General features: G+C 60.0%; 15 protein-coding genes and 1 pseudogene. 9 read left to right on the plus strand and 7 right to left on the minus strand.

Annotated features, from left to right (window positions below):
• Positions 1-51: 51 nt before the first annotated feature.
• Positions 52-1,071 (plus strand): quinone-dependent dihydroorotate dehydrogenase, encoded by a 1,020-nt coding sequence (locus tag ACZZ0A_RS05860; protein ID WP_007916374.1) that lies wholly within the window; start codon positions 52-54, stop codon positions 1,069-1,071.
• A gap of 256 nt (positions 1,072-1,327) precedes the next feature.
• On the opposite strand, the gene rmf is transcribed toward ACZZ0A_RS05860, so the two are convergent.
• Positions 1,328-1,543: a ribosome modulation factor gene (rmf, locus tag ACZZ0A_RS05865; RefSeq protein WP_003223300.1), complete on the minus strand. Its 216-nt coding sequence runs from the start codon at positions 1,541-1,543 to the stop codon at positions 1,328-1,330.
• 532 nt (positions 1,544-2,075) lie between these two features.
• Between rmf and rlmKL the strand changes: the two genes are divergently transcribed.
• Positions 2,076-4,346, plus strand: coding sequence for a bifunctional 23S rRNA (guanine(2069)-N(7))-methyltransferase RlmK/23S rRNA (guanine(2445)-N(2))-methyltransferase RlmL (rlmKL, locus tag ACZZ0A_RS05870; protein WP_007916371.1), 2,271 nt, complete (start codon positions 2,076-2,078; stop codon positions 4,344-4,346).
• A gap of 145 nt (positions 4,347-4,491) precedes the next feature.
• On the plus strand, positions 4,492-6,873 hold the full coding sequence (locus ACZZ0A_RS05875; protein WP_414916901.1) for a sensor domain-containing diguanylate cyclase: 2,382 nt from the start codon (positions 4,492-4,494) through the stop codon (positions 6,871-6,873).
• A gap of 137 nt (positions 6,874-7,010) precedes the next feature.
• Here ACZZ0A_RS05875 and dacB read toward each other — a convergent pair whose 3' ends face one another.
• Positions 7,011-8,471: a D-alanyl-D-alanine carboxypeptidase/D-alanyl-D-alanine endopeptidase gene (gene dacB, locus ACZZ0A_RS05880; protein WP_007916366.1), complete on the minus strand. Its 1,461-nt coding sequence runs from the start codon at positions 8,469-8,471 to the stop codon at positions 7,011-7,013.
• Positions 8,472-8,705: 234 nt separating this feature from the next.
• Between dacB and ACZZ0A_RS05885 the strand changes: the two genes are divergently transcribed.
• Positions 8,706-9,050: a YggL family protein gene (locus tag ACZZ0A_RS05885; protein ID WP_007916365.1), complete on the plus strand. Its 345-nt coding sequence runs from the start codon at positions 8,706-8,708 to the stop codon at positions 9,048-9,050.
• 256 nt (positions 9,051-9,306) lie between these two features.
• Here the strand turns inward: ACZZ0A_RS05885 and ACZZ0A_RS05890 are convergent, their stop codons facing one another.
• Positions 9,307-10,497, minus strand: coding sequence for a benzoate/H(+) symporter BenE family transporter (locus ACZZ0A_RS05890; RefSeq protein ID WP_042704944.1), 1,191 nt, complete (start codon positions 10,495-10,497; stop codon positions 9,307-9,309).
• Positions 10,498-10,851: 354 nt separating this feature from the next.
• Here ACZZ0A_RS05890 and ACZZ0A_RS05895 point away from each other — a divergent pair, with 354 nt between their 5' ends.
• Positions 10,852-11,616, plus strand: coding sequence for a GntR family transcriptional regulator (locus ACZZ0A_RS05895; RefSeq protein WP_007918375.1), 765 nt, complete (start codon positions 10,852-10,854; stop codon positions 11,614-11,616).
• A gap of 182 nt (positions 11,617-11,798) precedes the next feature.
• Here the strand turns inward: ACZZ0A_RS05895 and guaD are convergent, their stop codons facing one another.
• The 4 genes from guaD to xdhA all read right to left on the minus strand — a co-directional run bounded on the left by guaD (position 11,799) and on the right by xdhA (position 17,966).
• Positions 11,799-13,103: a guanine deaminase gene (gene guaD, locus ACZZ0A_RS05900; protein ID WP_463542636.1), complete on the minus strand. Its 1,305-nt coding sequence runs from the start codon at positions 13,101-13,103 to the stop codon at positions 11,799-11,801.
• 13 nt (positions 13,104-13,116) lie between these two features.
• Positions 13,117-13,974 (minus strand): xanthine dehydrogenase accessory protein XdhC, encoded by an 858-nt coding sequence (xdhC, locus tag ACZZ0A_RS05905; RefSeq protein ID WP_095111812.1) that lies wholly within the window; start codon positions 13,972-13,974, stop codon positions 13,117-13,119.
• A 145-nt stretch (positions 13,975-14,119) separates the two neighbouring features.
• Positions 14,120-16,519 (minus strand): xanthine dehydrogenase molybdopterin binding subunit, encoded by a 2,400-nt coding sequence (gene xdhB / locus ACZZ0A_RS05910; RefSeq protein WP_463542637.1) that lies wholly within the window; start codon positions 16,517-16,519, stop codon positions 14,120-14,122.
• A complete protein-coding gene (gene xdhA, locus ACZZ0A_RS05915) occupies positions 16,512-17,966 on the minus strand; it encodes a xanthine dehydrogenase small subunit (RefSeq protein ID WP_463542638.1) in 1,455 nt (484 codons plus the stop codon). Before xdhA ends, xdhB begins: the two co-directional genes overlap by 8 nt.
• Positions 17,967-18,234: 268 nt before the next feature.
• Between xdhA and ACZZ0A_RS05920 the strand changes: the two genes are divergently transcribed.
• The 4 genes and pseudogenes from ACZZ0A_RS05920 to ligA all read left to right on the plus strand — a co-directional run bounded on the left by ACZZ0A_RS05920 (position 18,235) and on the right by ligA (position 26,025).
• Positions 18,235-18,894: a GntR family transcriptional regulator gene (locus tag ACZZ0A_RS05920; RefSeq protein ID WP_007918384.1), complete on the plus strand. Its 660-nt coding sequence runs from the start codon at positions 18,235-18,237 to the stop codon at positions 18,892-18,894.
• Between the two features lie 2 nt (positions 18,895-18,896).
• Positions 18,897-22,385, plus strand: coding sequence for a chromosome segregation protein SMC (gene smc / locus ACZZ0A_RS05925; RefSeq protein ID WP_414893390.1), 3,489 nt, complete (start codon positions 18,897-18,899; stop codon positions 22,383-22,385).
• 259 nt (positions 22,386-22,644) lie between these two features.
• On the plus strand, positions 22,645-23,508 hold the full coding sequence (gene zipA / locus ACZZ0A_RS05930; RefSeq protein WP_007916269.1) for a cell division protein ZipA: 864 nt from the start codon (positions 22,645-22,647) through the stop codon (positions 23,506-23,508).
• Positions 23,509-23,666: 158 nt separating this feature from the next.
• Positions 23,667-26,025: pseudogene (gene ligA / locus ACZZ0A_RS05935) on the plus strand (NAD-dependent DNA ligase LigA).
• Positions 26,026-26,112 lie beyond the last annotated feature (87 nt).

Below are 26,112 nucleotides of genomic sequence, written 5' to 3' on the forward strand. Positions count from 1 at the left end.
ATGCCCGGCTATAATCGCCGCCTCTTTTCGCCGCCCGAGTCATTGCCGCCCATGTATTCCCTGGCCCGTCAGCTGTTGTTCAAACTTTCCCCGGAAACCTCCCACGATCTGTCGCTGGATCTGATCGGCGCGGGTGGGCGTTTGGGCCTCAACGGCTTGCTGTGCAAGGCGCCGGCGAAGAAACCGGTGACGGTCATGGGCCTCGAGTTTCCGAACCCGGTAGGTCTGGCGGCCGGTCTGGACAAGAATGGCGCGGCCATCGACGGTTTCGCACAGCTGGGTTTCGGTTTTGTTGAAATCGGCACCGTGACCCCGCGTCCGCAGCCGGGCAATCCGAAACCACGGATTTTCCGCTTGCCGGAAGCCGAGGCGATCATCAACCGCATGGGTTTCAACAACCTCGGTGTCGATAACCTGCTGGCGCGTGTGGCCGCAGCGAAATACAAAGGCGTGCTGGGCATCAATATCGGCAAGAACTTCGATACCCCGGTTGAACGCGCGGTCGACGACTACCTGATCTGCCTGGACAAGGTTTATGCCCACGCCAGCTACGTCACGGTCAACGTCAGCTCGCCGAACACCCCGGGCCTGCGCAGCCTGCAGTTCGGCGATTCGCTCAAGCAATTGCTCGCGGATCTGGCCACGCGCCGTGCCGAACTGGCCCTGCGTCACGGCAAGCATGTGCCGCTGGCGATCAAGATCGCGCCGGACATGACCGATGAAGAAACCGCGCAGGTCGCCCAGGCGTTAATCGAAACCGGCATGGACGCGGTGATCGCGACCAACACCACCCTCAGCCGTGTTGGCGTTGAAGGCATGGAGCATGGCGACGAGGCGGGCGGTTTGTCTGGCGCGCCGGTGCGTGAGAAGAGTACGAATACCGTGAAGGTGCTGGCCAGTGAATTGGCGGGGCGGTTGCCGATCATTGCGGCTGGCGGGATTACCGAAGGCAAGCATGCGGCGGAGAAGATCCTCGCCGGTGCGAGCCTGGTGCAGATCTACTCCGGCTTCATCTATAAAGGCCCGGCGCTGATTCGCGAATCGGTAGACGCAATCGCCGCCTTGCGCTGATCCATAGACACCACTGTTCCCTTGTAGGAGTGAGCCTGCTCGCGATAGCTTTCTTTCGGTCACTTCATCAGCGACTGACAGACCGCTATCGCGAGCAGGCTCACTCCTACAGGTTTTGTGTAGGGCACAGATAATGTGACAGGCATAAAAAAGGGCTCCTCGAAGGAGCCCCTGGGCCGCAGCCCGCCGTCCGGGAAGGACGTGCATGGTAAGTCGTTACAAATTCAGATTGTCGTGTCGGAATAAGTGCCCTGTGTCAGCCGACGGCGTGAAGTTCGTTGAGTCTGTGGATTCCCGCAGTGCCGGTCATACCGTCCCAGTTGTCGCCGCGTCCTTCTCGCCAGCCGTTAATCCAGGCTTGACGTACCGACGGTAGAGTAAATGGGCAAAGCTCACGGGATTTGCCACCAACGCCATATTGATATCCGCGCAAAAATGCTCTTTCCAACGGATCACGCTTAAGTCTTCTCATAGGGTGTTTCCCTCACTTGTTGACTGTTTTGTATCGCGTTGACCTCAACTGAGGTCTGGCAGAAAAAACCTGCCATGGTGCGGCTCGCTGCCGGCGTGGCGAGCCAAGGTGTTGACGCCGTTGCGACGTCAACCTGTGTTCAGTTCTAACCAATGAGTCACACCGAGGGAATGATCGTTTTGTCATAAGGACGTAACGAAATTAGTGCTACAGCCATAAGTAACGACGGGTTTCATGCACGGTTTTTCAGCAAACCCCGGTATGATCGGCCCCGCGCTGGATGATGGGGTTAATTCTTTAGTGAGAATGACCCACGTTTGCGCTGGGGTATAAAGCGACGAAGGGTCGCTTTAAGACTTTTTGTTTCATCAACTTTTTTATCTGTCCCGGCATCTAAGCTCTTTTAACCCGAGCAGCGGGGATGGAACGGCACACCTTCGTGCCACGCGGGCGTTCTTTTAGAAAAGCGCCTGATTGAAAACCGGATCGGCAATGCGTTGCCGATTCACTAGCCAAAGGCTCTGGAAATACCATGTCCGACCGTTTCGAACTCTTCCTCACTTGCCCTAAAGGCCTTGAAGGCCTGCTCATCGAGGAAGCCGTCGGGCTTGGCCTTGAAGAAGCGCGCGAGCACACTTCCGCCGTGCGTGGCATGGCGACCATGGAAACCGCTTATCGCCTGTGCCTCTGGTCGCGTCTGGCCAACCGCGTGCTGCTGGTGCTCAAGCGTTTCCCGATGAAAGACGCTGAAGACCTCTACCACGGCGTGCTCGACATCGACTGGCAGGATCACATGCTCAGCGATGGCACCCTGGCTGTTGAATTCAGTGGCCATGGCTCGGGTATCGACAACACCCACTTCGGCGCCTTGAAAGTCAAAGACGCCATCGTCGACAAACTGCGCACCCCACAGGGCGACCGTCCGTCGATCGACAAGCTCAACCCGGACCTGCGCATTCACCTGCGTCTGGATCGCGGCGAAGCGATTCTCTCCCTTGATCTGTCCGGCCACAGCCTGCATCAGCGCGGTTACCGTCTGCAGCAGGGCGCTGCACCGCTGAAGGAAAACCTCGCGGCGGCGATCCTGATCCGTTCCGGCTGGCCGCGCATTGCCGCTGAAGGCGGCGCGCTGGCTGACCCGATGTGCGGTGTCGGTACGTTCCTCGTCGAAGCCGGCATGATTGCCGCCGACATGGCGCCGAACCTGCGTCGTGAGCAGTGGGGCTTTACCGCGTGGCTCGGTCACGTGCCGGCACTGTGGAAAAAACTCCATGAAGAGGCCGTCGAGCGTGCCGCTGCCGGTCTGGCCAAGCCACCGTTGTGGATTCGTGGCTACGAAGCCGATCCGCGTCTGATTCAGCCGGGCCGCAACAACGTTGAGCGTGCCGGCCTGAGCGAGTGGATCAAGATCTACCAGGGCGAAGTGGCGACTTTCGAGCCGCGTCCGGATCAGAACCAGAAAGGTCTGGTGATCTGCAACCCACCGTACGGCGAGCGTCTCGGTGACGAAGCCAGCCTGTTGTACCTCTACCAGAACCTCGGCGAGCGTCTGCGTCAGGCTTGCCTGAACTGGGAAGCGGCGGTGTTCACCGGCGCGCCGGATCTGGGCAAGCGCATGGGTATCCGCAGCCACAAACAGTATTCGTTCTGGAACGGCGCGCTGCCGTGCAAACTGCTGTTGATCAAAGTGCTGCCGGATCAGTTCGTCACCGGTGAGCGTCGCACTCCGGAACAGCGTCAGGCCGAGCGCGAGCAAGCCGCTTACGATCAGACCCCGGACGAGCCGCAAGAACGCAAGTTCAACAAGAACGGCAACCCGATCAAACCGACGCCGGCTCCGGCGCCAGTGATCGAGCAGCCGCGCTTGAGCGAAGGCGGGCAGATGTTTGCCAACCGTCTGCAAAAAAACCTCAAGGCCATGGGCAAGTGGGTCAAGCGCGAAGGCATTGATTGCTACCGTGTCTACGATGCCGACATGCCCGAGTACGCGATGGCGATCGACCTGTACCACGATTGGGTGCACGTCCAGGAATACGCCGCGCCAAAATCCATCGACCCGGAAAAAGCCTCGGCGCGCATGTTCGATGCCCTGGCGGCCATTCCGCAGGCGCTGAACGTCGACAAGAGCCGCGTGGTGGTCAAACGCCGCGAACGCCAGAGCGGCACCAAGCAGTACGAGCGTCAGGCTGCGCAAGGCAAGTTCAATGAAGTCAGCGAGGGCGGCGTGAAGTTGCTGGTCAATCTCACCGACTACCTCGACACCGGTCTGTTCCTCGACCACCGGCCAATGCGCATGCGTATTCAGAAAGAGGCCGCCGGCAAGCGCTTCCTCAATCTGTTCTGCTACACCGCGACCGCCAGCGTGCACGCGGCCAAGGGCGGTGCGCGCAGTACCACCAGCGTTGACCTGTCGAAAACCTACCTCGACTGGGCGCGTCGCAACCTGTCGTTGAACGGTTTCTCCGACAAGAACCGTCTGGAGCAGGGCGATGTGATGGCGTGGCTGGAGAGCAGCCGCGACGAGTACGACCTGATCTTCATCGATCCGCCAACCTTCTCCAACTCCAAGCGCATGGAAGGCATCTTCGACGTGCAGCGTGATCAGGTGCAGTTGATTGACCTGGCCATGGCACGTCTGGCGCCGGGCGGTGTGCTGTATTTCTCCAACAACTTCCGCAAGTTCCAGTTGGAAGAAAACCTCGCCGAGCGTTACGCGGTCGAGGAAATCAGCGCGCAGACCATCGATCCGGATTTCGCCCGTAACACCAAGATCCACCGCGCCTGGAAAATTACGGCTCGTTGACGCTTTGCGCAATTGGATCCACAGAGCCTTGATTTTTAAAGGCTCCGTGGATCTGCCCGCGCTAGCTAAATTAGTGGCTAATAGCTATAACTCACACACGGTCAATGGGGTTTTCCCGTAAATGCTGGCGTAGTGAGTTGTCCTTATGTCGTTGCACCCCGTGCGCCCAAAGATTCTGGGTTTTATCAGCGAAGACGTCTCGGCCTGGCTGGTCGCGGTGCTGGTATTGCTCGCCGGCGGGATTCTCACGGGGCTGCTCGCCTGGGCCACCCTCAATCAGTTTCAGCAACAAACCCGCCAGCGTTTTCAGCTGCTGACCAACGAACGTTACACCCGCATCGAAGAACGCTTTCAGGACCAGGAGCAACGCCTCGACGGCCTGCGCCGCTTCTTCGCCAACTCTGAATCGGTGTCCCGCACCGAATTCGACGGTTACACCCAACCCTTATTGATGCGTACCCAGGCCTATTCGTTTGCCCTCAAGGTCAATGGAGCCGAGCGCGCCGCATTCGAGCAGCGGGTGCGTGATGAAGGCCTGAGTAACTTCACCTTGCGTGAACTGAATGCCCAGGGCGAGCTGCAACTGGCTGGCGTGCGCGATGAATACGTGCCGGTGCTCTACAGCCAGACGCAAAGCCGGCTCGGCTCACCGTTGGGTTATGACCTGCTCGCGCAACCCTTGCGTCGTGACACCCTGCAACGGGCCGACAAGCTCGGCGGACTGGCGGTGTCGCAACCGATGCACCTAGTCAGCATTGAGCCGTCCTACGCGCGCGGCGTGCTGCTGGTGGCGCCCGTGAGTCACAGTGGCGAGCAGCAATCCTTTGGCTACGTCATGGCGGTGATCAGCATGCGTCAGTTGCTGGCCGACGGTTTGCCGGACGCTTTCCATGACTATCTGTCGGTGCGCATTCTCGACATGTCGACCAATGATCAGCACGAAGTGTTGTTCGAGTCGACCAACGAGCCGGCACCGAGCGACCTGTCGGCCACGCGGTTACTGCGCATGGCCGATCACGACTATCAGGTCGATATCTTGCCGAGCGACGCCTTCGCACAGGCTAATCATTCGTCGGTCGGCAGCGTAATCATCCTCGGTGGCTTGCTCAGTCTGCTGCTCAGCGCCTTGCTCTACGTGTTGGTCAGTCAGCGTCAGCGCGCCTTGCGCATGGTCGAACTGCGCACCCAGGAGCTGCACGCCAGCGAACAGGAATTGCGCGGCACCCACGGTCAGTTGCGCGGCGTGTTGAATGCGGCGACGCAGGTGGCGATCATCGCCACCGACCTGCGCGGGGTGATCAACACGTTCAACCCCGGCGCCGAACAAATGCTCGGCTACAGCAGCGCCGATGTCGTCGGGCACATGACCCTGGAAAACCTGCATCTGCCCCGAGAACTGACAGCCCGCGCCGCCGAGCTAAGTGCGCGTTACGGTAAAAGCATCCCGACCTGCCACGCGATGTTGGTCGAGGGCGGCGAAGTCGGTGGCCACGAGGCTCGCGAATGGACGCTGGTACGCAGCGATGGCAGCCATATTCCGGTGAACATGCTCGCCACCCCGGTGCTCGATGAGCAGGGTTTGTGGGTCGGACATCTGGCGATCTGCATCGACATCACCGAGCGCAAGCGCGTGCACGAGGTGCTGGCGGCGCGGGACGTGTTGCTGAAGAAACTCAGCGCGCATGTGCCCGGCGGCATCTATCAGTTCAAGATGGAATTCGATGGGCGCTTCAGTGTGATCTACGCCAGCGACGGCATCCGCGAGATCTACGAACTGGAGCCGGATGTGCTGCTGTTCAACGCCGAGGCGATCTTCACGCGCATTCATCCACAGGACGTCACCCGTGTGCGCTCTTCCATTCGCGCTTCGGCCGACAGCCTCAGCCCGTGGCGCGAAGAATACCGCGTGCAATTGCCCGAGCGCGGCTTGCGCTGGGTGCGCGGCGAAGCGACGCCGGAAGAACTGCCGGGCGGCGGCGTGCTGTGGCATGGCTATATTTCGGATATTTCCGACCTGAAACGTGTGGAAGAAGAATTGCGCGCGCTGTCGGTGACCGATTCGCTGACTGGTATCCACAACCGCCGCTATTTCCAGGAACGCCTGACCACGGAAATGGCCCGGGTCGAGCGCGGCGGGGGCGAACTGTCGGTGATTATGCTCGACATCGACCATTTCAAACGTATCAACGATCAGTACGGTCACGCTGTGGGCGACCGGGTGCTGCAAGCGGTGTGCGAGCGCATCGGCCATCGTCTGCGGCGTACCGATGTGTTCTGTCGGTTGGGCGGCGAAGAGTTCATGGTGCTGTGCCCGGACATCGACGGCGAACACGCGTACATGTTGGCGGTTGAGCTGTGGCAGGGTTTGCGCAGTGCGCCGGTGGATGTGGTCGGCGTGGTCACCGCGAGTTTCGGTATCGCCAGTTGGCGACCGGGGGAGGGCGCGGATGCGCTGTTGCTGCGGGCGGATTCGGGTGTGTATATGGCAAAGCAGCGCGGGCGTGATCGTGTCGAACAGATGAGCTGACTTCAATACAGCGCAACCCCTGTGGGAGCTGGCTTGCCAGCGATAGCGTCATTTCAGTCAGCATATTCAGTGACTGACATTCCGCAATCGCTGGCAAGCCAGCTCCCACAGGTTTTTGTGGTGTTGCTTGAACTGCGTTACAAAACCGAAGCGGTCTGCGCCAGTTTCGGCTGTTTGTACAGATCCAGCAGCACCTGATCCAGCACCGACGATGCACCAAACGGCGCCTTGTCGTTGAGGATCGCCACCACCGCCCAGGTATTGCCATTCACGTCGCGGCTGAAACCGGCAATCGCCCGCACGGTGTTCAAAGTACCGGTCTTGACGTGCGCCTCACCGCGCATCGCCGTGGTTTTCAGGCGCTTGCGCATGGTGCCGTCGGTGCCGGCGATCGGCAGCGAGCTGATGTACTCGGCGGCATACGGGCTGTGCCACGCCGCTTGCAGCATGCTTGCCATCTCGCGGGCGCTGACCCGTTCTGCGCGAGACAGACCGGAGCCGTTTTCCATCACCAGATGTGGTGCAGTGATGCCTTTCTTCGCCATCCACTGACGCACTACGCGTTGCGCTGCCTTGGCGTCGTCACCGTCGGCGTCGTTGCGGAAGCGTTGGCCAAGGCTGAGGAACAGCTGCTGGGCCATGGTGTTGTTACTGTATTTGTTGATGTCGCGGATGATCTCCGCCAGATCTGGCGAGTAGGCACGAGCCAGCAGTTTGGCGTTGCCCGGTGTCGAGGCCAGACGATCCTTGCCTTGAATGCTGCCGCCCAGCTCTTTCCAGATCGCGCGCACTGCGCCGGCGGTGTAAGTCGCGTGGTCGAGCAGCGACAGATAAGTCTGCGAACTGCAGCCTTCGCCCAACTGGCCGGCCACGGTCACGGTCACGCTGCCATCGGCTTGCGGCACGGGGTTGTAGCGCACGCCGCCGGTGCATTGCTTGGAGGGCAACGCCTTGACGGTGTTTTCGATGCGCACGCTGGCGATTGGCGGCTCAACCGAGATAAGCACCCGGCCGTTATCGTTGCGGGCAACAAAGCGCAGGGCTTTGAGGTTGACCAGCAACGAATCGGGTTTGACCAGGAACGGCTTGTTCTCGTCATTGCCGTCATCGTTGAATTCCGGCAGCACTGGCTGCACGAAGAAGTTGCGGTCGAGCACCAGATCACCGGTGATCTGCGTCACGCCGTTGGCGCGCAGGTCGCGCATCAGCAGCCAGAGTTTTTCCATGTTCAGTTTCGGATCGCCGCCACCCTTGAGGTAGAGGTTGCCGTTGAGAATGCCACCGTTGAGGTCACCGTCGGTGTAGAACTCGGTCTTCCACTGATGGTTCGGGCCGAGCATTTCCAGCGCCGCGTAGGTAGTCACCAGTTTCATGGTCGAGGCCGGGTTGACCGACACGTCGGCGTTGAACACGGTCGGCGTGCCCGGGCCGTCGAGCGGCACCATCACCAGCGACAGGGCGCTGGGCTGCAATTTGCTCGCCTTGAGGGCTTTTTCGACATTCGGGGTGAGGGAGGTGTTGATGGTGGCAGCAGAAACATTCAGGGCCAGTGGCAGAAGAAGGCCGGCGAGAAACAGTGGACGCAACGATTTGATCATATGAAATAAAACCCTACAGCCGAGGGGAAAAAAGACGAGGACATGGATGAAAAGGTCCTCAGTGGTCACGAAAGTGTCGGCATTATGCCCCAAGGTGTAACCGATTGTGCCGTCCTCGGGGTGGCGATTCGTTGATTTTTTTACAGACGGTCGGCCGCTGTGTCCAGAGAGGCGGGCAATCGATTGCTTAAACTGGTAAAGTGCCCGCCGTATTTACTTAAGAGGATTGTTCCAATGGCGACTAACCGTTCCCAGCGTCTGCGCAAAAAACTGTGCGTTGATGAATTTCAAGAGCTGGGTTTCGAACTGAACCTGGACTTCAAAGAAGACTTGTCCGAAGAAGCCATTGACGCTTTCCTCGAAGCATTCATCAAAGAAGCCATGGAAGCCAACGGTCTGGGTTATGTTGGCGGCGACGACTTCGGTCTGGTATGCCTGCAGAAGCGTGGCTCGGTCAACGAAGAGCAGCGCGCTGCCGTTGAAGCCTGGCTGAAAACCCGCTCCGAGCTGACCAAGTATGAAGTCAGCCCGTTGCTGGACGTTTGGTATCCGGAAAAGCCGATCAACGCGGCTAAGTGATACTGAAAAAAACGGCGACCTGAGGGTCGCCGTTTTTTTTCGTCTGGTGTTTGGGGGTTCGGTTTGGGATTTGCGGTGAGTCTACCCCTCATCGGAACGCCGCCCGCCCAGCCCTCTCCCCCTGGAGAGGGAGCCGACTTGTGGGCTTTTCAAAGCCTGAGTTCAACTCGGTATCCCACGTCGGCGTATGTCTTCCAAACACCTCGGTCAGTCCCCTCTCCCTCGGGGAGAGGGTTAGGGTGAGGGGCTTTTGACCTCAGGCTTTACGCCAATTCAAAATCACCAGCGTCAAAACCCCCGCGACAATCCCCCAAAACGCCGAACCAATGGAAAACAACGTCAGCCCCGACGCCGTGACCATAAAGGTAATCAACGCCGCCTCCCGTTCCTTCACCTCGGCCATGGCAATGCTCAAACCATTGATGATCGAACCAAACAGCGCCAGCGCGGCAATCGACAGCACCAATTCCTTCGGCAGCGCGGCAAACAGCGCTGCCAACGTGGCGCCGAACACCCCGGCAATCCCGTAGAAAATCCCGCACCAGACCGCAGCGGTGTAGCGCTTGTTGCGATCCTCATGGGCATGCGGCCCGGTGCAAATCGCCGCGCTGATGGCGGCGAGGTTGATGCCGTGGGAGCCGAACGGCGCCAGTAATAGTGAAGCGATGCCGGTGGTGGTGATCAGCGGCGAGGCCGGGACGTTGTAACCGTCGGCGCGCAGGACGGCGATGCCGGGCATGTTCTGCGAGGTCATCGCGACCACGAACAGCGGAATGCCAATGCTGATGGTCGCTGCCAACGAGAAGTGCGGCGTGGTCCACACCGGCGTCGCCACTTCCAGATGAAAGCCGCTGAAATCCAGCAGCCCCATGAAGCCAGACAGCGCGGTGCCGATCAGCAGCGCGGCGAGCACGGCATAACGCGGCGACAGACGCTTGACCAGCAAATAAGTGAAGAACATTCCCAGCACCAGCCCGGTGCGATGCTGCGCGGCAACGAAGATTTCGCTGCCGATCTTGAACAGAATCCCCGCCAGTAATGCTGCCGCCAAGGAGGCCGGGATCTTTTTTACCAGGCGTTCGAAGCTGCCGGTCAGGCCGCAGATCGTCACCAGCACGGCGCAGGTGATGTAGGCGCCAATGGCCTCGCCATAACTGACGCCGCCGAGGCTGGTGATCAGCAACGCTGCGCCCGGTGTCGACCAGGCGATGGTGATGGGCGTGCGATAACGCAGCGAGAGGCCGATCGAACACACCGCCATGCCGATCGAGATCGCCCAGATCCACGAAGAAATCTGCCCGCTGGTCAGGCCCGCCGCTTGCCCGGCCTGGAACATCAGCACCAGCGAGCTGGTGTAGCCGGTCATCATCGCAATGAAACCGGCGACGATGGCCGACGGCGAGGTGTCGGAGAAGGGCCGCAGTTGAGTGTGCGTGGCGTCGTTCATGACAACGGTGTTCCTTATACCAATGAAGATGTCCGCCATAACGCAAACCCTTGTAGGAGCTGCCGAAGGCTGCGATCTGTTGATCTTGCTTCTCAAAATCAAAGTCAAAAGATCGCAGCCTTCGGCAGCTCCTACAGGGTAGGTGGTGTTCTGGCAGCGGATTCTGCGATCAAGCCTAAACTCAAACGTAACGGATCGTTGCAATACAGCGGAGGTCACAAACAGCCATACAGTCGTGTTGCCACCATCCATTGTGTACAATCGCGCTGTTTTTTACGCGATACTTGCCAGCGACCTACTGTGCCGTATTACAGTCACGGTCTATTCGCCGCAGTTCTCCCGACTCGAGTGCCCATGAACGAACAGTTGCAACCCCTCAAGAAACAACCGCGAGCAGGCAAAGCCGGCCGCAGCGGAACCCAGGACGATATTGTCTACGCGCATATCTTCGAGGCCATCCTCGAACAGCGTCTGGCGCCCGGCACAAAATTGAGCGAAGAAGCGCTGGGGGAAATCTTCGGGGTCAGCCGCACCATCATTCGCCGCGCGCTCTCGCGTCTGGCCCATGAGGGCGTGGTGCTGTTGCGGCCGAACCGGGGCGCCGTCGTCGCCAGCCCGAGTGTTGAAGAGGCGCGTCAGGTGTTTCTCGCTCGCCGTCTGGTCGAGCGCGCGATCACAGAGTTGGCCGTGCAACACGCCACCGCCGAGCAGATCGCCGAGCTGCGGCAGATGGTCAACGATGAGCGCGACAGCTTCTCCCGTGGCGATCGCGGCGCCGGTATTCGTCTGTCGGGCGAATTCCACCTGAAGCTGGCGGAAGCGGCGATGAACGCCCCGTTGATCAGCTTCCAGCGCAGCCTTGTTTCGCAGACGTCGCTGATCATTGCCCAGTACGAAAGCGGCAACCGCTCGCACTGCTCGTATGACGAACACACCCAGTTGATCGACGCGATCGAGAAGCGCGACGGTGAGCTGGCGGTGAATCTGATGATGCATCACATGGATCACATCGACAGCAAGCTCAATCTCGACGAGGAAGGCGCGTCGGATGATCTGCATGCGGTGTTCTCGCATTTGTTGCAGACCAAGAAGCCGGGGCGCCCTGCGGCCAAGCTCTAAATGACACCGAGTCGCCCCAATCGCTGGCAAGCCAGCTCCCACAGGGAGTTGTGGGGTTCACCAAATCTGCGATACATCGAGAAACCTGTGGGAGCTGGCTTGCCAGCGATAGCAATCTGACAGGCAACAAAAAATCCCCCGGGGTACACACCACCAAGGGATTTTTTATGCCTTGGAAAAGCTTAGCGCTGATGCACCAAAGCACCTGCCGCATACGTCTGCTGCACCGTGCGGTCATCGCCCAGCGTCATCAGAACAAACAACGTCTCGGCAATGTTGTTGGCCTGCTTCAAGCGGTAGCTCAGCAGCGGTGTGGCGTTGTAATCCAGCACCAGGAAGTCAGCATCCGAACCCGGTTGCAGGTTGCCGATCTTGTCTTCCAGACGCAGCGCCCGCGCGCCGCCCAGCGTCGCCAGATACAGCGACTTGAACGGGCTCAGTCGCGCACCTTGCAGTTGCATCACTTTGTACGCTTCGTTCAGTGTTTGCAGCAGCGAGAAACTGGTGCCGCCACCGACGTCAGTGCCCAGACCGACATTGAGTTTGTGCTTCTCGGCCATCGGCAAGTTGAACAAGCCGCTGCCGAGGAACAAGTTCGAGGTCGGGCAGAACGAGATCGCCGAGCCGGTTTCCGCCAGGCGCGCGCATTCGTCGTCGCACAGGTGCACGCCGTGGGCGAATACCGAGCGCTCGCCGAGCAATTGGTAGTGATCGTAAACGTCGAGATAGCCTTTACGCTCCGGGAGCAGCTCCTTGACCCACTCGATTTCCTTGAGGTTTTCGCTGATGTGGGTCTGCATGTACAGATCCGGGTATTCAGTCAGCAGTTGCCCGGCGAGGGTCAGTTGTTCCGGGGTGCTGGTCGGTGCGAAGCGCGGGGTGACCGCATAGTGCAGGCGACCCTTGCCATGCCAGCGCTCGATCAGCGCCTTGCTCTCGACGTAGCTCGATTCGGCGGTGTCGGTCAGGTAGTCCGGCGCGTTGCGGTCCATCATCACCTTGCCGGCAATCATGCGCAGGTCGAGTTTTTCGGCGGCTTCGAAGAACGAGTTCACCGACTGCGGGTGCACGCTGCCGAACACCAGCGCAGTGGTAGTGCCGTTGCGCAGCAGTTCCTTGACGAAAATGTCAGCGACTTCGTCGGCGTGGGCCTTGTCGCCGAACTGGCTTTCGCACGGGAAGGTGTAGGTGTTCAGCCAGTCGAGCAGTTGCTCGCCGTAGGCACCGACCATGCCGGTTTGTGGAAAGTGAATGTGGGTATCGATGAAGCCCGGGGTGATCAGCGCGTCTTGGTAGTGCTCGATCTCGATGTCCGCCGGCAGGGTCGGTAACAATTCGCTGGCGTGGCCGAGGGCGCTGATCTTGCCGCCATCGACCACCAGCAGGCCATCCTCGAAATATTCGTAGGAGGCTTCGATCCCGACTTCGGCGGGGTCGGCGATGCTGTGCAGGATGGCGGCGCGGTAGGCTTTGCGAGTCAGAGGCATGAGGGTTCTCTAATCAGTTTGAGGCTTTGAGTTTGGTCGCCTGACTGCGCCGCGAAACCGGCAGCAGTTTGGCAATCGGTTCGGCGCTGGCAGTCTGCTGGCCGAAGTTGGCGTTGTAGGTGGCGATGATTTCGCCGGCGATGGAGATGGCGATTTCCACAGGCAGTTTGCCTTTGACTTCGCCGATGCCCATCGGGCAGCGCATGCGTTGCACGACGCCGCTGTCGAAACCGCGATCACGCAGGCGGTGTTCGAACTTGGCGCGTTTGGTCTTCGAACCGATCAGGCCGAAGTAGGCGAAGTCGTTGCGCTTGAGGATCGCGGCAGTGAGTTCAAGGTCGAGCTGATGGTTGTGGGTCATGACGATGCAATAACTGCCGGCGGGCAGCTCATCGATTTCATCCACAGGCTCTTCGGAAACGATTTTACGCACGCCGTGGGGGATCTGTTCGGGGAATTCGGCCTCGCGCGAATCGATCCAGCGCACCCGGCAGGGCAGGCTGGCGAGCAGCGGCACCAAAGCGCGGCCAACGTGACCGGCACCGAACACGGCGATTTGCGCCTGCACCTGGCCCATCGGTTCGAACAGCAACACGGTGGCGCCGCCGCAGCACTGGCCCAGGCTGGCGCCAAGGCTGAAGCGCTCCAGATGAGTGTCCTGCTTGCCGCTGGCGAGCATGTCGCGGGCGATCTGCATGGCTTTGTATTCCAGATGCCCGCCACCGATGGTGTCGAAGCTCTGGTTCGCGCTGATGACCATTTTCGAACCGGCGTTACGTGGCGTCGAGCCGAGTTCTTCGATGATCGTCACCAGCACACAGGGTTCGCCCTGGTTCTGCAGGTCGGCGAGGGCGTCGATCCAGTTGTACATAGTTCACCCCTACAACATCGTTGTCTGTTCGGGCCTCATCGCTGGCAAGCCAGCTCCCACAGGATTTGCGGTGTAACGCCTATCGGTTAAACGCCACAAAAACCTGTGGGAGCTGGCTTGCCAGCGATTGGCCGCGCCTCGGTCTTTAGAGCGGAGCCAACTCGGTTTCAGCTTCAACGGCTTTCACCGCTTTCAGCTGACGCATCTGCTCGCAACCCCACAACACCCGCTCCGGCGTCGCCGGCGCATCGATCTGCGGCTGATGCTTGTAATCACCGAGGCTTGCCACCGCATCCTTGATCGCACACCACGAAGCAATCCCGAGCATGAACGGCGGTTCACCGACAGCCTTGGAATGGAACACGGTGTCTTCCGGGTTCTTGCGGTTTTCCACCAGTTTCACCCGCAGATCCAGAGGCATGTCCGCCACCGCCGGGATCTTGTAGCTGGCCGGGCCGTTGGTCATCAGCTTGCCTTTGTTGTTCCAGACCAGCTCTTCCATGGTCAGCCAGCCCATGCCCTGGATGAAGCCACCCTCGACCTGACCGATGTCGATGGACGGGTTCAGCGAGGCGCCGACGTCGTGAAGAATGTCGGTGCGCAGCATCTTGTACTCGCCGGTCAGGGTGTCGACGATCACTTCGCAGCACGCCGCGCCGAAGGCGAAGTAGTAGAACGGACGCCCACGCGCCTGGCTGCGGTCGTAGTAGATTTTCGGAGTCTTGTAGAAGCCAGTGCTCGACAGCGACACCTGATTGAAATACGCCTGCTGGATCAGCGCTTCAAAGGTCAGGATATGGTCGCGAACACGCACATGGCCGTTGTGGAATTCAACGTCTTCTTCAGTGACTTTGAAGTGACGGGCAGCGAATTCGATCAGGCGTTTCTTGATGATTTCCGCCGCGTTCTGCGCCGCTTTACCGTTCAAGTCGGCACCGCTCGACGCTGCCGTCGGCGAGGTGTTCGGCACCTTGTCGGTGTTGGTCGCGGTGATCTGCACCCGATCGATTTCGACCTGGAACACTTCGGCCACGACCTGCGCGACTTTGGTGTTCAGGCCCTGACCCATTTCGGTGCCGCCATGGTTCAGGTGGATGCTGCCATCGGTGTAAATGTGGATCAGCGCGCCGGCCTGGTTCAAGAAGCTCGCGGTGAAGGAAATACCGAATTTCACCGGGGTCAGCGCCAGGCCTTTTTTCAGGATCGGACTGTTGGCGTTGTAACGACGGATCGCTTCGCGCCGCTCGTGGTACTGGCTGCTGGCTTCCAGTTCAGCGGTCATCTCTTCGAGCATGTTGTGCTCGACGGTCTGGTAGTAGTGGGTGACGTTGCGCTCGGTCTTGCCGTAGTAGTTGGCCTTGCGCACCGCGAGTGGGTCGAGTTGCAGGTGACGGGCAATCGCGTCCATCACTTCTTCGATCGCGACCATGCCTTGCGGGCCACCGAAACCACGGTAAGCGGTGTTCGACGCGGTGTTGGTCTTGCAGCGGTGACCATTGATGGTCGCATCGCCGAGGTAGTACGAGTTGTCCGAGTGGAACATCGCGCGGTCAACGATCGACGCGGACAAGTCCGGCGAGCAGCCGCAGTTGCCGGCCAGATCCATGTTGATCCCGTGCAGGCGCCCGGTGCTGTCGAAGCCGACGTCGTATTCGACGTAGAACGGGTGACGCTTGCCGGTCATCAGCATGTCTTCGACGCGCGGCAGGCGCATCTTGGTCGGCTGACCGGTGAGGTGCGCAACCACCGCGCACAGGCACGCCGGGCTGGCGGCTTGAGTTTCCTTGCCGCCGAAACCACCGCCCATGCGGCGCATGTCGACGACGATTTTGTTCATCGACACGTCGAGCACTTCGGCGACCAGTTTCTGCACTTCGGTCGGGTTCTGCGTCGAGCAGTAGACGATCATGCCGCCGTCTTCGGTCGGCATCACCGAGGAGATTTGTGTCTCCAGATAAAAGTGTTCCTGACCGCCGATGTGCAGCGTGCCTTGAATGCGATGTTCAGCGGTCGCCAGTGCGGAGACCGAATCGCCGCGCTGGTGGGTGTGGCTGTCGAGCACGAAATGGCGTTTGCGCAGGGCTTCGACGACGTCCAGCACCGGCTCGAGATCTTCGTATTCGATGATCGCCGCCATCGCGGCTTTGCGCGCGGTTTCCAGATCTTTCGCGGCGACGGCGAGCACTGGCTGACCGACGAATTGCACGTCATCGATGGCCAGCAGCGGGTCGCCCGGCAACAATGGGCCGATGTCTTTCAGGCCCGGCACGTCTTCGTGGGTGATGGCGATGCGCACGCCTTCGAAGGCGTAGCACGGCGAGGTGTCGATGCTGATGATTTTCGCGTGGGCGCGGTCCGACAGGCGTGCGTACAGGTGCAACTGGTTCGGAAATTCCAGGCGGTCATCGATGTACTGCGCCTCACCAGACACGTGCTTGGCGGCGCTGTCGTGCTTGACGCTGCGGCCGACACCGGAGGTCAGGTCCTTGGCGAACAATTCAGCCAGTTCAGCTTGAGTTTTCTCTACGCCGTGATGGTTAGACATAAGCGGTCACCCGAGTCTCGATGTGCGGTGTTTGCAGTTCGATGAAGTATTTGCGCAGCAGGTTCTGCGCGCTGAGCAGGCGATATTCCTTGCTGGCGCGGAAGTCCGAGAGCGGGGTGAAATCTTCCGCCAGCGCAGCGCAGGCGCGCTCGACCACGGCGTTGTTGAACGGCGCACCGATCAGTGCGGCTTCACAGTGGGCGGCGCGTTTCGGGATCGCGGCCATACCACCGAACGCCATGCGCGCATCGGTGATTACGCCGTTTTCGACGCGCAGGTTGAACGCGGCGCAGACGGCGGAGATGTCATCGTCCAGACGCTTGGAGACTTTGTAGGCGCGGAACAGTTGCTCGGCGCTGGCGCGCGGCACGATGATCTTCTCGATGAATTCACTTTCCTGACGGGCAGTGACTTTGTAATCGATGAAGTAATCGTCGAGGTTCAGGGTGCGGCGGGTTTCGCCTTTGCACAGCACCACCTGCGCGCCGAGGGCGATCAGCAGCGGTGGCGAGTCACCGATCGGCGAGGCGTTGCCGATGTTGCCGCCGAGGGTGCCCTGGTTGCGGATTTGCAGCGAGGCGAAGCGGTGCAGCAGTTCGCCGAAGTCCGGGTACTCGGCGTTCAACGCTTCGTAGCAGTCGGAGAGGGCGGTGGCAGCGCCGATTTCGATGCGGTCTTCGAAGGTTTCGATGCGCTTCATTTCGGCGACGTTGCCGACATAGATCATCACCGGCAAAGTGCGGTGGAACTGAGTGACTTCCAGTGCCAGATCGGTGCCGCCGGCGAGCAGGCGCGCTTGTGGGTACGCGTCATAAAGGTCGGCCAGATCAGCGACGGTCAGCGGCACCAGGCAGCGTTTGTCGCCGCTGTTGAGTTCGCCGATATCGGTCGGGGCGATGGCTTTCAGGCGGGCGATGGTTTCCGCTTCACGGGCATCGAACTGATCCGCTTGCTTGCCGCAGCAGGATTGTTCGGCAGCGGCCAGAATCGGCCGGTAGCCAGTGCAGCGGCAGAGGTTGCCGGCCAGCGCTTCGTGGGCCTTGGCCTGATCCGGTGCATCGCTGTTCTTTTGCAGGGCGAACAGCGACATGACGAAGCCGGGGGTGCAGAAACCGCACTGCGAGCCATGGCACTCGACCATGGCTTTCTGCACGCTGTGCAGTTCGCCTTGGTGTTTGAGGTCTTCCACGCTGATCAGTTGTTTGCCGTGCAACGACGACACAAAGGTCAGGCACGAGTTGAGGCTGCGATAGCGAATGTGTTCGCGGCCAGCGTCATCCGTCTGTAACTCGCCGACCACCACGGTGCAGGCGCCGCAGTCACCGCTGGCGCAACCTTCTTTGGTGCCGGACTTGCCCACGTGGTCACGCAGGTAATTGAGCACAGTCAGATTCGGGTCCAGGGCGTGCTCGCTACGGAGTTCCTGGTTAAGTAAAAACTGGATCACGGAAGGCCTCGCAGACTCATTATTGTTGTTAACCGACGTGAACCGAATTTAGCAGGTCTGACTTTTCGGTCAATGGTTTTCTGACTTAAAGGTCAGGAAAATGCGTTTCGTCGATCAACTACGTGTCTATTCAGTATTGACCCTCATTGGATCCCCTGCTTTTTTGCGGGAATCGTGCCAAAAACCGCTGAGTGGGCACTCCGCCATGACCGTGCATTTGCGCTACACTGCGCCGCTTGTGCAGATCGATAGAGTTTGAAGGACAACCATGACGTTCAAGGCGCCGGACAGCCTCGCCGAGCAAATCGCTCACCACCTCGCCGAACGCATCATTCGTGGCGAAATGAAGCCGGGAGAGCGCATCCAGGAACAGAAGGTCACGCTGGCGCTGAACGTCAGCCGCGGTTCGGTCCGCGAAGCCTTGCTGATCCTCGAACGCCGCCACCTGATCGCGATCCTGCCGCGTCGTGGCGCGCACGTCACCGAGCTGACGCCACACAAGGTGCAGAGCCTGTGCACGCTGATGAGCGAGTTGTACATCCTGCTCGGCAATTCAGTGGCCAATGGCTGGCAAGTGCAGTCGGACATGGCGCCGTTCGTGCAGATCCAGCAGCGCCTGACCGCCAGCTATGAGCGTCAGGACATCCGCAGCTTCGTCGATGAAAGCTTCGCCGTGATGCGCGCCGCCTATCCGTTCGCCAACAACCCGTACCTGCAAGAGACCGTCGAGAACCTGCAACCGGCGATGAGCCGCGCCTACTTCCTCGCCCTCGAACAGCGCAAGGCTTCAATGAGCGAGTTCCTCGAACTGTTCGAACGCCTGCTGGCCGCCGTGCTTGCCCGTGATTTACCGCAGATCCGCATCGTGCTGACGGCTTATGCCCAGCGCAGCTGCGATCTGGTGGTTTCCGCCCTGACGGTTGCCTAAGCGTGCGGCTCAAGTGCATCAAACTGGCGGGATTCAAATCCTTCGTCGACCCGACCACGGTGAACTTCCCCAGTAACATGGCGGCGGTCGTCGGGCCGAACGGTTGCGGCAAGTCGAACATCATCGACGCCGTACGCTGGGTGATGGGCGAAAGTTCGGCGAAGAACCTCCGTGGCGAGTCGATGACCGACGTCATCTTCAATGGCTCGACCAGCCGCAAACCGGTGAGTCAGGCCAGTATCGAACTGGTCTTCGACAACTCCGATGGCACCTTGCTCGGCGAGTACGCGGCCTACGCGGAGATTTCCATCCGCCGCAAAGTCACTCGCGACAGCCAGACCACCTATTACCTCAACGGCACCAAATGCCGTCGTCGCGACATCACCGATATTTTCCTCGGCACCGGTCTCGGCCCGCGCAGCTATTCGATCATCGAGCAGGGGATGATCTCCAAGCTGATCGAGTCCAAACCCGAAGACCTGCGTAACTTCATCGAAGAAGCGGCCGGCATCTCCAAGTACAAGGAGCGTCGCCGCGAGACCGAAAACCGTATCCGCCGCACCCACGAAAACCTCGCGCGTCTGACTGACCTGCGCGAAGAGCTCGAGCGTCAACTCGAGCGCCTGCACCGCCAGGCCGAAGCGGCGAAGAAGTATCAGGAATTCAAAGCCGAGGAGCGTCAGCTCAAGGCGCAACTGTCGGCCTTGCGCTGGCAGGATCTCAACGATCAGGTCGGCCAGCGCGAGTCAATCATCGGTACCCAGGAAATCAGTTTCGAAGCCTTGGTTGCTGAGCAGCGTAATGCGGATGCGGCCATCGAACGCCTGCGTGACGGTCACCATGACCTGTCCGAGCGCTTCAATCTGGTGCAGGGGCGCTTCTATTCGGTCGGCGGCGACATCGCCCGGGTCGAACAGAGTATTCAGCACGGCCAGCAACGTCTGCGGCAGTTGCAGGACGACTTGAAAGAAGCCGAACGCGCACGCCTGGAAACCGAATCGCACCTGGGCCACGACCGCACGTTGCTGCTGACCCTCGGCGAAGAGCTGGACATGCTCACCCCCGAGCAGGAAGTCACCAGCGCCGCCGCCGAAGAAGCCGCTGCCGCGCTGGAAGATTCCGAATCGGTCATGCACGGCTGGCAGGAGCAGTGGGACGCTTTCAACCTGACCGCTGCCGAACCGCGTCGTCAGGCCGAAGTGCAACAGTCGCGCATCCAGCAGCTGGAAACCAGCATGGAGCGTCTCGCCGACCGGCAAAAACGTCTCGGCGAAGAGCGCGCGCTGCTCTCGGCTGACCCGGAAGACGCGGCGATCATGGAACTCAACGAGCAGCTCGCCGAGTCGGAAGCGACGCTCGAAGATTTGCAGACCAGCGAAGAAGCGCAGGTCGAAAAGCTTGAACAACTGCGTCAGGAATTGCAGCAGGCGCTGACCGCGCAACAACAGGCGCAGGGTGACCTGCAGCGCCTCAACGGTCGTTTGGCTTCCCTTGAAGCCTTGCAGCAAGCCGCGCTCGACCCGGGCACCGGCACCGCCGAATGGCTGAAGGAACACAACCTCGCCGAGCGTCCGCGTCTGGCCGAAGGCCTGAAGGTTGAGGCCGGTTGGGAATTGGCGGTGGAAACTGTGCTCGGCGCTGACCTGCAAGCGGTGCTGGTCGACGATTTCAGCGGTTTCGATTTATCCGGTTTCACCCAAGGCGATCTGCGCCTGCTCAGCCCGGCCAGCGATGGCGTGCGCGTCGCTGGCAGCTTGCTCGACAAGGTCGACGCGCAGATCGATCTGTCGCCGTGGCTCGGTCAGGTCAAACCGGTCGACAGCCTTGAACAGGCTTTGGCCTTGCGCGGGCAGTTGAGCGCTGGCGAGAGTTTGATCAGCCGCGACGGTTACTGGGTCGGCCGGCATTTCTTGCGCGTGCGCCGGGCCAGCGAAGCGGAAAGCGGCATGCTCGCCCGGGGCCAGGAAATCGAAGCGCTGCATCTCGAGCGGGAAGAAAAAGAAGCCACGGTCGAGGCCATGGAAACTCGTCTGCAAACCCTGCGCGCGCAACAGCGTCAGCAGGAAAACGGCCGCGAACATTTGCGCCGTTTGCTGCAAGACGAAGCGCGTCAGCAGGGCGAATTGAAAGCACAGCTGTCCGCCGGCAAAGCCAAGGCCGAACAGTTGACGCTGCGTCGTACCCGTCTCGATGAAGAGCTGGTCGAACTCGGCGAACAACGCGAGCTCGAGCACGAACAGATCGGCGAAGCGCGCATGCAATTGCAGGAAGCGCTGGATGCCATGGCGCTGGACACCGAGCAACGCGAATTGCTGTTGGCTCAGCGCGACAGTCTGCGCGAACGCCTCGACCGCGTGCGTCAGGAAGCGCGGCAGCACAAGGATCACGCCCATCAATTGGCCGTGCGTCTTGGCTCATTGCGCGCGCAGCACGACTCCACGCGCCAGGCGCTGGAGCGTCTGGAAATGCAGGCCGAGCGTCTGACGGAAAAACGCGAACAGTTGAGTCTGAACCTGGAGGAGGGCGAGGCACCGCTGGAAGAGCTGCGTCTGAAACTCGAAGAACTGCTCGACAAGCGCATGACCGTCGATGAAGAACTCAAGACCGCGCAGATCGCTTTGGAAGATGCCGATCGCGAATTGCGCGACGCGGAAAAACGCCGGACTCAGGCCGAGCAGCAATCGCAGCTGATTCGCGGCCAACTCGAACAGCAGCGTATGGAGTGGCAAGCCCTGACCGTGCGCCGCAAGGCCTTGCAGGATCAATTGCTCGAAGACGGTTACGATCTCAACGGCGTGCTCGCGACATTAACCGCGCAAGCCAGTGAACGCGAAGCCGAAGAAGAACTCGAACGCATCAATGCGCGGATTCAGCGTCTGGGCGCGATCAACCTCGCGGCCATCGACGAATACACGCAACAGTCCGAGCGTAAACGTTATCTGGATGCGCAGGATGCCGATCTGGTTGAAGCGCTGGAGACACTTGAGAACGTAATCCGCAAGATCGACAAGGAAACTCGTAACCGCTTCAAAGATACCTTTGATCAGATCAATGGTGGTTTACAGGCGCTTTTCCCAAAAGTTTTCGGTGGCGGGCGCGCGTATTTGGAACTGACGGGCGAAGATCTACTCGATACAGGGGTAACGATCATGGCGCAGCCGCCAGGGAAGAAGAACAGCACCATCCATTTGCTCTCCGGCGGGGAAAAAGCCCTGACCGCACTGGCACTGGTTTTTGCCATCTTCAAGTTGAACCCGGCGCCGTTCTGCATGCTCGATGAAGTTGACGCACCGCTGGATGACGCTAACGTTGGACGCTACGCACGCTTGGTTAAGGAGATGTCGCAGACCGTGCAGTTCATCTATATCACCCACAACAAGATCGCCATGGAAATGGCCGAGCAGTTGATGGGCGTGACGATGCATGAACCGGGTTGTTCGCGACTGGTGGCCGTGGATGTCGAGGAGGCGATGGCGATGGTGGATGCCTGAGTCAGCGTGGTGTCGGAAAGGTAATTTGGTGTTGTAGGACTTTTTTACCGGGTTCGACTTGCTGGCCAATCGACATATTCGCGCAAGCCAATGAGACAGACGGTGTAAAGTTGTCTTTGGTCGTGCTAGTTTAATGTCAATTTTTCGTATACGTGGGCAAAACGCCTGTCAGAACATAGAGTTGGCGCCACGTTTTAAAGCGGTTTGCACAATGTAAACCCCTTATTTTTCAGCATTTTTTATAGAGGCACGGGATTACATGGAAATCGGTCTGCGCGAGTGGCTGATCGTCATCGGCATCATTGTGATAGCCGGTATTCTTTTCGATGGCTGGCGCCGTATGCGCGGCGGCAAGGGAAAACTGAAATTCCGTCTTGACCGAAGTCTGTCCAACCTGCCGGACGAGGACACCAGCGCTGAGCTGTTGGGCCCGGCCCGTGTTCTGGACAACCATAAAGAACCACAGCTGGACGAACACGATCTGCCGTCGGTGAGCATGCCGGCCCGCGAAGCACGCGAGCCTCGCGAATCCGGTTCGAAACGTGGCAAGCGTGGCAGCAACGGTCCGGCGCAGGGTGACCTGAACCTCGACCTGGATCTGGACGGCGGCCCGAGCTTCAGCAGCCGTGACGACGATTTCGCCGAAGACACCAAGCCTTCGCCGGCGGTGGTCGACAAAGACCAGCCGCAAGCTGAAGAAGTGCTGGTGATCAGCGTGATCTGCCGTGACGCTGCCGGTTTCAAAGGCCCGGCACTGTTGCAGAACATCCTCGAAAGCGGTCTGCGTTTCGGCGAGATGGATATTTTCCACCGTCACGAAAGCATGGCCGGCAACGGTGAAGTGCTGTTCTCCATGGCCAATGCGGTCAAGCCGGGCATCTTCGATCTGGACGACATCGACCATTTCAGCACCCCGGCGGTGAGCTTCTTCCTCGGCCTGCCAGGCCCGCGTCATCCGAAGCAAGCCTTCGACGTGATGGTGGCCGCAGCTCGCAAGCTGTCGCAGGAACTGAACGGCGAACTGAAAGATGATCAGCGCAGCGTCCTGACCGCGCAGACCATCGAGCACTACCGTCAGCGCATCGTTGAATTCGAACGCCGCGCCCTGACCCAGAAGCGCTAAGGCCAAGATCAAAAGATCGCAGCCTCGTTTCACTCGACAGCTCCTGCAGGAATGATTTCTGTAGGAGCTGCCGAAGGCTGCGATCTTTTGCTTCTGCTGCCAGAGATAGATGAATTAGAGCAGCCTCGGCTGCTCTTTTGCTTTATGAGAGAACACCCATGACCGCCGCCAAAAACCGCATTCTCGAGCTGCGCGCTGAACTCGATCAGCACAACTACCGTTACCACGTCCTCGACGAGCCGAGTATTCCGGATGCCGAGTACGACCGGTTGTTCCACGAGCTCAAGGCGCTGGAAGCGGCCAACCCGGAGCTGATCACCAGCGACTCGCCAACTCAGCGCGTCGGCAGCGTGGCGCTGACCGCGTTCACTCAGGTGCGTCACGAAGTGCCGATGCTCAGCCTCGGTAACGCCTTCGAAGAAACCGACATGCGCGAATTTGATCGCCGCGTCACCGAAGGTCTGGATCTGCCGGCCGGTGATCTGTTCGGTGGCGGTGCGGCGGTGGAATACAGCTGCGAACCGAAACTCGATGGCCTGGCGGTCAGCCTGCTTTATCAGGATGGTGTGCTGGTACGCGGCGCCACGCGCGGCGACGGCACCACCGGTGAAGACATCAGCGTCAACGTGCGCACTGTGCGCAACATCCCGCTGAAATTGCACGGCGAAGGCTGGCCGGCGACCCTGGAAGTGCGCGGTGAAGTGTTCATGTCCAAGGCTGGTTTCGAGCGTCTTAACGCCTCGCAACTGGAAGTCGGCGGTAAGACCTTCGCCAACCCGCGCAACGCCGCCGCCGGCAGCTTGCGTCAGCTCGATTCGAAGATCACCGCCAACCGTCCGCTGGAATTCTGCTGCTACGGCATCGGCCAGGTTTCCCACGACATCTCCGACACGCACATCGGCAACCTCAAGCAGTTGCAGCAGTGGGGCATGCCGATCAGCCACGAGCTGAAACTGGCCAAGGGCATCGGCGAATGCCTGGACTACTACCGCGACATCGGCGAGCGCCGTAACTCGCTGGCTTACGAAATCGACGGCGTGGTGTTCAAGGTCAACAGCATTGCCGACCAGCGCGAACTGGGCTTCCGCGCCCGCGAACCGCGTTGGGCGATCGCGCATAAATTCCCGGCGATGGAAGAACTCACCGAATTGCTCGACGTCGAGTTTCAGGTTGGCCGTACTGGCGCCGTGACGCCAGTGGCGCGCCTGAAACCGGTCAAGGTTGCCGGCGTCACCGTGGCCAACGCCACGCTGCACAACATGGACGAAGTCGCGCGTCTGGGTCTGATGATCGGTGACACCGTGATCATTCGCCGCGCCGGTGATGTGATTCCGCAAGTAGTGCAAGTGGTCATGGATCGCCGTCCGGAAAACGCGCGCGCGGTACAGATTCCAGAAGAGCTGCCCGGTGTGCGGCTCGCACGTCGAGCGCACGCAACTGATCAAACGCAGCAAGGGCAAGGAAACCGTCAGTGAAGGCGCTGTGTATCGCTGCGTGGGTCGACTGGCCTGTGGCGCGCAACTGAAGCAAGCGATTATTCACTTCGTCTCGCGCCGGGCGATGGACATCGAAGGCCTGGGCGACAAGAGCGTCGAGCAGTTGGTCGATGAAGGTCTGGTCAGTTCGCCGGCCGATCTGTATGCGCTGAAGTTCGATGACATCGTCGATCTGGAAGGTTTTGCCGAAGTCTCCAGCAACAAGTTGCTCGCGGCCATTGAAGACAGCAAGAAACCGGGGCTGGCGCGTTTCATCTATGCGCTGGGCATTCCCGATGTCGGCGAGGAGACGGCCAAGGTGCTGGCGCGCTCGCTGGGTTCGCTGGAGCGTGTGCAGCAGGCGCTGCCGCAAGTGCTGACCTACCTGCCGGATGTCGGTCTGGAAGTAGCGCACGAGATTCACAGCTTCTTTGAAGATGCGCATAACCAGCAGGTCATCACCGAGTTGCTAGGGCATGGTTTGCAGATTCAGGATCAGGGTGAACTGGGCGCCGAGTTTGCCGCCAGCACCACATTGGGTGGCTTCCTCGACAAGCTGCACATTCCTTCGGTCGGCCCGGGCGGCGCGCAGAAACTGGCGGACAAGTTCGGCTCGCTGGAAGCGGTGATGAATGCTGACTGGCTGGACATGCGTCAGGCCTTGCCGGAGAAGCAGGCGAATTCGGTGCGCGAGTTTTTTGCACTGCCTGAGAACCGGCGACTGGCTGAGGCATCCGAAAAGCAACTGCGCGATTTCGGCATGCACTGGCAGAGCGAGAAGAAAGTCGTCGAAGGTTTGCCGCTGTCCGGCGAGACCTGGGTGCTGACCGGCAAGGTTGAGTTGATGAGCCGTGATGTCGCCAAGGAACACCTGGAAAGCCTTGGCGCCAAGGTTGCCGGCTCCGTGTCGGCGAAGACTCATTGTGTGGTTGCAGGCCCCGGCGCCGGCTCCAAACTGACCAAGGCCAACGAGTTGGGCGTGAAAGTGATGGACGAAGAAACCTTTATCGCCTTCCTCAAAACCCACGGCCTGAACGTTTGATCGTTCCCACGCTCCCGCGTGGGAATGCCGCCCCGGACGCTCCGCGTCCGCTGTGACGCAGAGCGTCACTGGATGCATTCCCACGCA

This window comes from Pseudomonas sp. AC242 (assembly GCF_979258655.1).